Source organism: Shewanella gelidimarina (genome assembly GCF_023283945.1).
GTDB lineage: Bacteria > Pseudomonadota > Gammaproteobacteria > Enterobacterales > Shewanellaceae > Shewanella > Shewanella gelidimarina.
The window spans coordinates 1-9,445 of sequence record NZ_JAKIKW010000045.1 but is presented as its reverse complement, the minus strand read 5'-3'; the positions used below and the strand labels follow the sequence as shown (position 1 = coordinate 9,445).

Annotated in this window: 11 protein-coding genes; 6 read left to right on the top strand and 5 right to left on the bottom strand. The window is 42.6% G+C overall.

All coding sequences use genetic code 11. From position 1 onward, the window contains the following. Positions 1-402 precede the first annotated feature (402 nt). From L2729_RS21160 to L2729_RS21145, 4 genes are read right to left on the bottom strand one after another with little or no spacing between them, the layout of a single operon-like run. Complete coding sequence (locus L2729_RS21160; RefSeq protein WP_248990007.1) at positions 403-969, bottom strand: TlpA disulfide reductase family protein; 567 nt, start codon at positions 967-969, stop codon at positions 403-405. Continuing rightward, the gene (gene nrfF / locus L2729_RS21155) at positions 966-1,445 is read right to left on the bottom strand and encodes a heme lyase NrfEFG subunit NrfF (RefSeq protein WP_248990008.1); all 480 of its coding nucleotides are present in this window, start codon (positions 1,443-1,445) and stop codon (positions 966-968) included. Before nrfF ends, L2729_RS21160 begins: the two co-directional genes overlap by 4 nt. Further along, entirely contained in the window at positions 1,445-1,999 is a 555-nt protein-coding gene (locus L2729_RS21150; protein WP_101089200.1) for a DsbE family thiol:disulfide interchange protein, read from the bottom strand. The genes nrfF and L2729_RS21150 overlap by 1 nt, the downstream gene beginning before the upstream one ends. A 16-nt stretch (positions 2,000-2,015) precedes the next feature. After that, the gene (locus tag L2729_RS21145) at positions 2,016-3,995 is read right to left on the bottom strand and encodes a heme lyase CcmF/NrfE family subunit (protein WP_101089199.1); all 1,980 of its coding nucleotides are present in this window, start codon (positions 3,993-3,995) and stop codon (positions 2,016-2,018) included. Positions 3,996-4,428: 433 nt separating this feature from the next. Between L2729_RS21145 and ccmI the strand changes: the two genes are divergently transcribed. Beyond that, positions 4,429-5,682, top strand: a complete 1,254-nt coding sequence (gene ccmI, locus L2729_RS21140) for a c-type cytochrome biogenesis protein CcmI (RefSeq protein ID WP_248990006.1) — start codon at positions 4,429-4,431, stop codon at positions 5,680-5,682. A gap of 60 nt (positions 5,683-5,742) precedes the next feature. Here ccmI and L2729_RS21135 read toward each other — a convergent pair whose 3' ends face one another. Then, positions 5,743-6,036, bottom strand: a complete 294-nt coding sequence (locus tag L2729_RS21135; protein WP_101089197.1) for a c-type cytochrome — start codon at positions 6,034-6,036, stop codon at positions 5,743-5,745. Between the two features lie 327 nt (positions 6,037-6,363). Between L2729_RS21135 and ccmA the strand changes: the two genes are divergently transcribed. Genes ccmA through ccmE form a run of 5 tightly spaced genes read left to right on the top strand, consistent with a single transcriptional unit; the run spans position 6,364 to position 9,146 of the window. Then, positions 6,364-7,014 carry a cytochrome c biogenesis heme-transporting ATPase CcmA gene (ccmA, locus tag L2729_RS21130; RefSeq protein WP_101089196.1) on the top strand — a complete coding sequence of 217 codons (651 nt, stop codon included), beginning with the start codon at positions 6,364-6,366 and terminating at the stop codon, positions 7,012-7,014. A 9-nt stretch (positions 7,015-7,023) separates the two neighbouring features. Then, positions 7,024-7,710: a heme exporter protein CcmB gene (ccmB, locus tag L2729_RS21125; protein ID WP_101089195.1), complete on the top strand. Its 687-nt coding sequence runs from the start codon at positions 7,024-7,026 to the stop codon at positions 7,708-7,710. 1 nt (position 7,711) lies between these two features. Next, positions 7,712-8,458, top strand: a complete 747-nt coding sequence (locus L2729_RS21120; protein ID WP_102039836.1) for a heme ABC transporter permease — start codon at positions 7,712-7,714, stop codon at positions 8,456-8,458. Continuing rightward, positions 8,458-8,655 (top strand): heme exporter protein CcmD, encoded by a 198-nt coding sequence (gene ccmD, locus L2729_RS21115; RefSeq protein WP_101089193.1) that lies wholly within the window; start codon positions 8,458-8,460, stop codon positions 8,653-8,655. The genes L2729_RS21120 and ccmD overlap by 1 nt, the downstream gene beginning before the upstream one ends. Then, positions 8,655-9,146, top strand: a complete 492-nt coding sequence (gene ccmE / locus L2729_RS21110; protein WP_248990005.1) for a cytochrome c maturation protein CcmE — start codon at positions 8,655-8,657, stop codon at positions 9,144-9,146. Before ccmD ends, ccmE begins: the two co-directional genes overlap by 1 nt. Positions 9,147-9,445: the final 299 nt, after the last annotated feature.

The following is a 9,445-nucleotide window of genomic DNA, read 5'->3' as shown; positions in this document are numbered from 1 at the left end:
CATGTGTCGCCGAAGACGCTAGGTCGTTGGCTTGAGGAGGCGTATTCTACACTCTCCAGTGTCAGCGTCAAGTGCTTATTTTAAGAAGTTTTTCGAGTGATGATTTCTTAAGCAGAAGTCAAACCCGAAGCTCTTAAAGCGCTTGCCACCTGAATCAAATCTCCGAAGAGTTTTAACTCTCTAACACTGCTGCAAGTCCCGTGCTACCTAGCGTTTGCTAAGAGCGATTGCCCTGCTGTGCCGTGTCAGTGGATGCGCATTATAGGGGAATACTGATGGAGCACAAGAGGCTTTCTGCATAAAAATGGAATAATCACGCCAACCGCATAGTTACCAAACGATACGTACAAAAAAGGGGCTAAAAGCCCCTTTTGTCGCCAATCTGAACTTACTCAGTAACTATTACTGTGCTTGTTCCAAAAAGCCTTTTATTAACGTAACCGCTTTGTCATCGTCCCAATCTACAAAGGTACGGACAAAGGCGATCAACTCACCATCTCTATTAAGGATAAAAGTCGCAGGAATCGTATCTAAAGGAAACACGTTACCTAAACTCTGCTCTTTATCGTAAAAGGTAGTGAACTCTTCCATCCCTAATGACTTCAAAAAAGGCTCAACCTGCTTGTTACCATCAAGATCGATAGAAACAGGTAGCACTTCAAATTCGTCAGATCCGATCTTGGCAGAGAAGCGGCTAATCGCCGGAAGCTCTCTTACACATGGAGGACACCAAGTCGCCCACATGTTAACCATGACAACCTTTCCTTTATATTGACTGAAATCTACCGCGTTACCTTGGCTGTCTTTAAAAGGAACGGCTTCAATAGGGAATGGCTTAGGCAATACACTGATTTGATCAACACTTGATTGGATCTTCACTTCGCCTTTTTTTTGCATTCCAGGATAAGCTTGCGCTTGCCCTGTAAACATTAAGGCAATTGCAAATAATCCAGATACTAGGTTTTTCATTTAGTATCTCGCTTCAAAAGACGATCTAGCTCTTTCTGGTCTTCCGAAGTCAGTTCTTCAGTATTACTTTCAGCAATACGTTGTTTACGAATAAACAGAAAACCAATCATACCGCCGAATAATAACAAACCTATAGGGCCTAACCACAGAACATAGGTTTTAGCTTCCATTCTTGGCTTGTATAGTACGAACTCGCCGTAACGACTTGTCATAAACTCAATGATTTCATCGTCATTTTTACCTTCGTCGACCATTTCGTACACTTCTAAACGAAGATCTTGAGCAACCGGTGAATTCGAATCGACCAGATTCTGATTCTGACACTGTGGACAGCGTAGTGAATGCGCTAAAGAAAGCGCACGCTTCTGCTTTTCAGGAGACTTAAATTGATAAGTATCAACTGGCGTGGCATTAGCCACTGATGCCATGCTCAGCAATAGAATAAAAGCTGATAGACCCTTAATTAATGTCTTTATCATGATGCGCCATCCTTTGCAGCTTCAGCTTGTAACTCTTGAACCATAGGATATAACGTTTCTTTCCAAATACGTGCGTCAATAGGACCGGCGTATCTATAACGAATAATCCCTTTATGGTCGACAAGGAAACTCTCTGGAGCACCATAGACACCTAGGTCTAACCCAAGACGGCCTTTATGATCATATATATTGATCGTGTATGGATTACCTTCACGGCTTAACTCGCGAATAGCTAATGCTCGCTCATCACGATAGTTAATACCATAAATGGGTAAAATATCTTTACGCGCTAATGTCATTAAAAAAGGATGTTCATACTTACATGAAGGACACCAAGTCGCCCACACATTGAGTATTGAAACTTTTCCTTTCAGAGTCTCATTAGTCAGAGTTTCCCCTGTCTTTTCCAAAATCTCTAATTGGAAAGCCGGTATCGGCTTTCCTTCTAGAGCAGAATCGAGGTTTTGAGGATTAAGGAAGAGTCCCTTATAAAGAAACACTCCCAAACCTAAAAACACAACTAGTGGAATAAATAAAACTAGCTTTTTCATACTTACCCTATTCCTATTACGCCGTTGCTAACTTATCATTTTTTTCTACGGTACTCTTATCTGTGCTGCTTGCTTTAACTCTGTAACGCTTGTCAGATGCAGCAAAGAAACCACCGATCATCATGAAGATAGCTCCGAACCATAACCAGCGAACAAACGGCTTATAGTTCAGACGAACCGCAAACTCTGTACGGCTAATAGGGTCGCCCATTGTGACGTAGAGATCACGGAATAAGCCCCAATCGATACCCGCTTCGGTCATGTCCATTGTACGAACATTGTATTGACGACGGTCTGGCTTTAGTAATGTAACGTAATCATCACCTTGATAAACCTCGATCTGACCTTGCTGCGCAGTATAGTTAGGACCAACTACATTTTTAGTCTCTAGATACTTGAAGGTGTATCCAGCAAGCTCTTGAGAAACACCAGGTCCCATACGTACACTCTTCTCTATAGAGTAGTTTGAGACCATCGTCGCCCCAAGTACAGACACTGCTATACCTAGATGCGCAAAAATCATACCTAGCTGACTGCGAGCTAAACGTGTCATATCGACAGGACCTTCTTTGGTCTTAACGATATTATAGGCTGCTCGGAATGTCATTAACGTCACCCAAGTTGCGGCTCCAGTACCCAAGACAACCCAGATATTGAACTGACCATCTGCGATGAATGGTGCAGCTAAACCTACAACGGCGGCGATCATGGCTGGAATCATAAGTTGGCGTTTTAACTCACCATCTTTTGATTTCTTCCAGCGAATTATTGGACCAATACCCATGAAACCAAATAGTACGAGGACAATTGGAACAAATACTGCGTTGAAGTATGGAGGCCCTACAGAGATCTTACCCATACCTAAAGCATCAATAAGGAGTGGATAGAGCGTACCAAGTAAAACAGTACCACACGCTACAGTGAGCAATAAGTTGCACACCAACAGCATGGTCTCTTTAGACTTAAGCTGGAAACGTGCGGGGCTTTTCATCTCGCTTGCTCGGAAGGCAAACAACGTGAGCGAGCCACCGACAGCCAAACCAAGTAGTAATAGAATGAACATTCCACGACTTGGGTCTGCTGCAAATGAGTGCACCGATGTGAGCACGCCGGAACGTACAATAAAGGTACCCAATAAACTCAGTGAAAATGCAAAAATGGATAATAGAACAGTCCAGTTACGGAACGCGCCACGCTTCTCAGTCACAATAAGTGAATGAACAAGTGCTGTACCAATCAACCAAGGCATAAATGATGCGTTCTCAACTGGATCCCAGAACCACCAACCACCCCAACCAAGCTCATAGTAAGCCCACCAAGAACCGAGTGCGATACCACCAGTAAGGAATACCCAAGCCGCTAATGTCCAAGGACGGCTCCAACGAGCCCAAGCAGAATCCAAACGCCCACTCATCAGTGCTGCAATAGCAAATGCAAAGCTAACAGAGAAGCCTACATAGCCTAAATACAGCATTGGTGGATGGAAAATCAAGCCAACATCTTGCAACATTGGGTTAAGATCTCGACCTTCCATTGGAATCGGAAACAACCGCTCAAACGGACTAGATGTCAGCAACATGAATAGCGTGAAGCCAATCAGTATCATGGCTAAAATGGCTAGCACTCGTGCAGTAAAGACTTCTTCTAAGCCTTTACTAAACAATGCGACTGCTGCAGCCCAAGCTGATAATGAGAAAACCCAAAATAGCAATGAACCTTCGTGGCCACCCCAGACTGCGGCAATCTTAAAGAATATTGGCAATTCGGAGTTTGAATGATGCGCTACATAAGCGACAGAAAAATCGTCGACGGCAAAACTATAACCGAGCGCGATAACGGAGGTGAGAATAAAGAAGAACATTCCGTATGTTAATGGCCAAGCATAGCGCACCAAATATTGGTCTTTGCGAGCTACACCTACTAAAGGGACGATGGCTAGAAGCATGGCAAATGCCAGGCCTATAATCAGCGAAAAGTGTCCTAATTCTGGGATCATGGGTTTTCCTCAGTCCTAAATCATGTATTGATAAGCATACGCTAATATCATTACATACGTGTCCGTAGTTAACACTACTAAAAAGGGTACAAATTTAGCTCAGTTTAGTGTTTGCTGTTGTTCCTGTCTGCCTATTTCGTACAAATATGGGTGACTTGTCGCATTCTTCCCTTATTATTAGTACGAGCAACACATTAACAGTGATCAAAAAATACCACCATAAACTGAGCAGATTTGGTGGCATTTTTAAGTCAGACTCAAGAAGTTCCCGTAAGTTTCCAGTTCTTTTGCAAATAAAATCAATCTGTGAACAAGTGCGCAACTATGACCATTTCAGGTTATATTACTGTTCAATGAATAATCTTTACGTATAATCTGACCCCTCGTTCAGCGGTAAATCCGCTTTTTCGCAAACTAAAGTGAAATAGACATAATGACCACATTCTGGATTTTGATAGCCTTATTTGTGTTGGTTAGCCTAGCGCTGATTTGGTTCCCACATTTTCGTCAGCAAAAAATGCTGCAGACGGAAGAAGCCGGTGTTCGTAGAAGCACCAACTTAGAATTATTTACTGAACGTCTTTCTGTATTAGAGAAAGAACTCAGTGAAGAGTTACTTGAACAAGCTGAATTTGATGCACTTAAAAAAGAGCTTGAAATGGGCCTACTTCAAGATATGAAGCAGGGTGATGATGAATCTCTTGTCAACAAACTGAAGCCTAAAAGCATCGTATGGCCTACTGTGATGTCAGCAGTAATCCTTGGTATCTGTGGCTATATGTATTCAACACTGGGTGCATATCAAAACTTAGACAAACCAGTAGCGTCCAATGGACCACATGCAGGCATGGATACAGCTCAAATCATGTCGCAACGAGTCCAAGAAATGGAAGCGCAGGCTCAAGCTCAACCCGATAACAGTCAGTTATGGTTTAGCCTTGGACACACATACATCTCTGCTAATCGTTATGATGATGCCATTAAAGCCTTCGATAAAACGATGGAACTGGTTGGCGTACATGCTGAGCTGCTCGGCCCTAAAGCAACCGCTTTGTATTACCGTTCAAACCAACAGATGACACCCGCAGTTCAAGCCTTGATTGACCAGTCGCTTGCGCTTGATGATTCAGACCCTTCAACATTATTACTTGTCGGCATGGATTCTTTCTTCTCTGCGGAATATCAAACTGCTATAGATGCATGGCAATTGATTTTGGATAGCGAAAGTAAGGATGTTGACCGCAGTGCCATCATCAATGCTATCGACAGCGCAAAAATGAGAATGGAAGCTGAAGGCGAAATGCCAAGTGATGACGCTCATAAGAATGTGAAACCTAAAGCGACCGCTAAGACGGTAACGATAGAGGTCTCTATTTCTCCAGAACTTCAAGCTCAAGTTGCTAGCACCGATATGTTATTCATCTTTGCTCGCTCAACAGAAGGGCCAAAAGTCCCTTTAGCGGCAACGAAAGTATCTGCAGAATCATTGCCAGTAACAATTACGCTTGATGACAGTACTAATATGGGCGGTAACGTTAAGTTAAGCGATGCTAAAGCAGTTGAAGTCATCGCAGTGTTATCTAAACATGGCAGTGTTAAGCCACAAGCTGGTGACATTCAAGGGAAGCTTTCAATGCTGAAGCTTGGTGATACAGGGCAACTTATTCTTGATACCCAAGTTCAATAATCTTCATTTACAGACATAAAAAAACCGGCATAAGCCGGTTTTTTTATATCTACAAAAAGCTTACTTTGACATAAACTCAATTGCTTTTTTGTAGTCTTCATCTGAACAATCAGTACACATTCCACCTGGTGGCATTGCGTTTAGACCTGATTTAACGCTTGATACTAGTGCGTCAGTGCCCTTAGCCAAACGAGGCTCCCATGCAGCAACATCATGTGCTTTTGGAGCACCAGCAACACCCATGCTGTGACAAACTTGACATGCTTTGTCGTAGATAGCTTTACCGTCTTGGGCAAATGCACTTGTAGACAAAGTCAACGCAGCAACTGCAGTCAGTGCTAATAATTTTTTCATTTTATAGGTTCCTAATGCAAATTCTCACAAAGCTCATGCTGCCCTTATCGAATGCGGCAGACTGATTATAGCTGGGCTAGGTTACTACAAACTTCGCTAAATGGCATCTATTTGTGATTTAAATCGCATTTAGGGCTGCTGCACAAGACATCACTCTCAGAAATGTCAATATATTAGTATTAACAAATGTATAAAAAGTTCCTAAAAACTTTCTAATATTGGAACTACATCAAATTGCTGACACTTAACGTCACGCTGCACTAAACGCTTGAAAGTCTATGTGTTAGGATTACTTGTGTTTTTATACAGCATGATATAGAGGGCTCAGTGGTAGAACAATTAAAAGCAACAACACTGGTATCAGCTAGTAACTTAACCTGCATTAGAGAAGAGCGCATTCTTTTTGAGGAACTGTCCTTCGAGATAACTGAAGGTGAGATTGTTCAAATTGAGGGACCTAATGGGGCTGGTAAAACAAGCCTTTTGCGGATCATCGCAGGTTTATCTCGCCCATATGCGGGCAATATCAATTTTAAAGGTGAAGACATCATTCGATGTCGAGATGAGTACAATGATGAATTATTGTATCTTGGCCACCTAGCAGGCGTTAAAAGTGAACTAACCGCAGAAGAGAATCTTAATTTTAATTTAAGACTCTGTGGGTATGATGGCTTCGACACTCGCGAAATCCTTTCAAAAGTAAACTTATCCGGTTTTGAAGAAGCCCTAGCTGGCCACCTTTCGGCAGGTCAACATCGACGAACTGCATTAGCGAGACTTTGGCATACGAACTGTAAAATCTGGCTTCTTGATGAACCCTTTACTGCAATCGATAAAAAAGGCGTAGAAGAACTGGAACATTTGTTTCTTGCTCATGCTAAACGCGGCGGCTGTGTCATCCTAACCACTCACCAAGATATGGGTGTAATTAGCGATGATGTCTTACGTAAAATCCGTCTCGATTATCGCTTTGTTTAGGGGTTAACTATGAAAAAAGGTATCAGCTATACACAGGCTTTCGGCACGGTATTGAAGCGTGATTTACAGATTGCGATCCGTCATCGCGGTGATATATTCAATCCACTCCTGTTTTTTGTTCTTGTGGTCACCCTGTTCCCACTGGCAATCGGACCAGAACCACAAGTATTAACCCGAGTCGCACCAGGTATTATTTGGGTTGCCGCACTTCTAGCATCAATGCTGTCTTTAGAACGTTTATTTAAAGCAGATTATGTTGACGGAAGTCTCGAGCAGATGCTGTTAAGCCCGCAACCATTACCATTAATGGTTTTAGCTAAAGTGCTGGCACATTGGATATTAACAGGTGTGCCTTTAATTTTAGTGGCCCCATTATTAGCAGTGCTATTGCATCTTGATAGCAATAGCTATGGCGCTCTAATCGCAACTTTAGCACTCGGAACACCGGTATTGAGTCTATTAGGTGCCATTGGTGTGGCATTAACGGTTGGATTGCATAAGGGTGGCGTGCTGTTAAGTTTGCTAATTTTACCTTTATATATTCCCGTGCTAATTTTTGCGACCAGCGCGATAGATGCTGCAGGTCTGAATTTACCTTATGATGGTCAACTCGCTATAATCGGCGCTATGTTGATCGGTTCTTTAACGTTAGCACCATTTGCTATTGGTGCTTCCTTACGAGTGAGTACTAACTAAAATGTGGAAATGGTTACATTCCTACGCGGATCCTGAACGCGCTTACAAGCTTTCAAGCAACCTATTACCTTGGTTTGCAACACTAGCAATCGCTTTTATCGGTATAGGTACTATCTGGGGCTTAGGTTTTGCCCCTACTGACTACCAGCAAGGTGATAGTTACCGAATTATCTTTATCCATGTACCAGCAGCGTCGATGTCAATGGCCGCTTATATGGCCATGGCGACATGTTCGTTCATTGGCCTTGTTTGGCAGATTAAATCTGCTGACTGGGCTGCGGCCTCTATTGCCCCTATTGGTGCGGTAATCACCTTTATCGCGTTAATTACAGGTTCAACCTGGGGTAAACCGATGTGGGGCGCTTGGTGGGTATGGGATGCCCGCCTAACATCGGAGCTAGTACTACTCTTCCTTTATTTGGGTATAATATCTCTTTATGCCTCATTTGAAGATAAAGTACTTGCCGCTAGAGCATCTGGTATTTTGGCGCTTGTTGGTGTCATCAACATCCCGATTATCAAGTACTCTGTAGACTGGTGGAGCTCATTGCATCAACCATCTACAATCCGTATTACGGAGAAATCAACCATGTCTACCGATATGCTGTACCCACTGCTTATCAACATCGTTGGTTTCGGACTTATGATCGCAGCGATTACTATCGTGAGATTTAGATCAGAAATTTTAGCACGAAATGGCATGCGTCCATGGGTGCGTGAACTTGCTAAAGCAGAAGGGGTCAAATAATGCAATTCGACTCAATTAGTGAATTTTTAAACATGGGCGGCTATGCTTTTTATGTATGGCTAGCTTACGGAGTCACTTTCTTCTCTCTTGGAACGCTAGTCGTTTCAAGTGTTAGACAGAAACGTAAAGTGTTAGTTGATATCGCAAAGAAGATTCAACGAGAAGAACGCCTTAAAGAAACTCGGAGTACTAAATAGTGAACCCAAGACGAAAGAAACGCTTAACCCTTGCAGTTGCCTTAATCGGTGGTGTTGCAGCAATTGCATCGTTACTTCTGTATGCATTGAACTCGAATTTAAACTTGTTCTTTACCCCAACTGAGATTGTTCAGGGTAAAAAAGATACCGGTGTAATGCCAGAGATTGGTCAACGCATTCGTATTGGCGGCATGGTAACAATAGGCTCTATGGTACGCGATCCCGACAGCCTTCATGTTCAATTTGCAGTGCATGATTCTTTAGGTGGTGAAGTCATTGTAACTTATGATGACCTATTGCCTGACTTATTCCGCGAAGGTCAAGGTATCGTCGCTCAAGGAGTTCTATCTGCACCAGGTACTCTTCAAGCAACTGAAGTTCTTGCTAAGCATGACGAGAACTATATGCCTCCAGAAGTGGCAGAAGCAATGGGACAGACCCATGAAAAGCTTGATTATGACGAAAACCAGGCTAAAGCCGCTGGTTATTAATAACGAAAGCTGCTGTTAACTTATAAAGCCTTCATTAATTGAAGGCTTTTTTATATCGACAATACCTAAAATACTCTCATAAATGTAGGCTACCTTCGCTGTGACTCCCAATAGGATGGAGATGGCCTCACCCATAAGCACTAGAAAGAAACTATCACTTACTGCTCTTGACCTTCTTAATTACAACCACCTGAAGTGGCATAGTTAATTTGGCCATCTAGTTAGAGGTTGATATTATGGCCTCGTTATTATTTAGGTGATCGTATGACTAAACGTATAAAACGTAATTTTACCCCCGA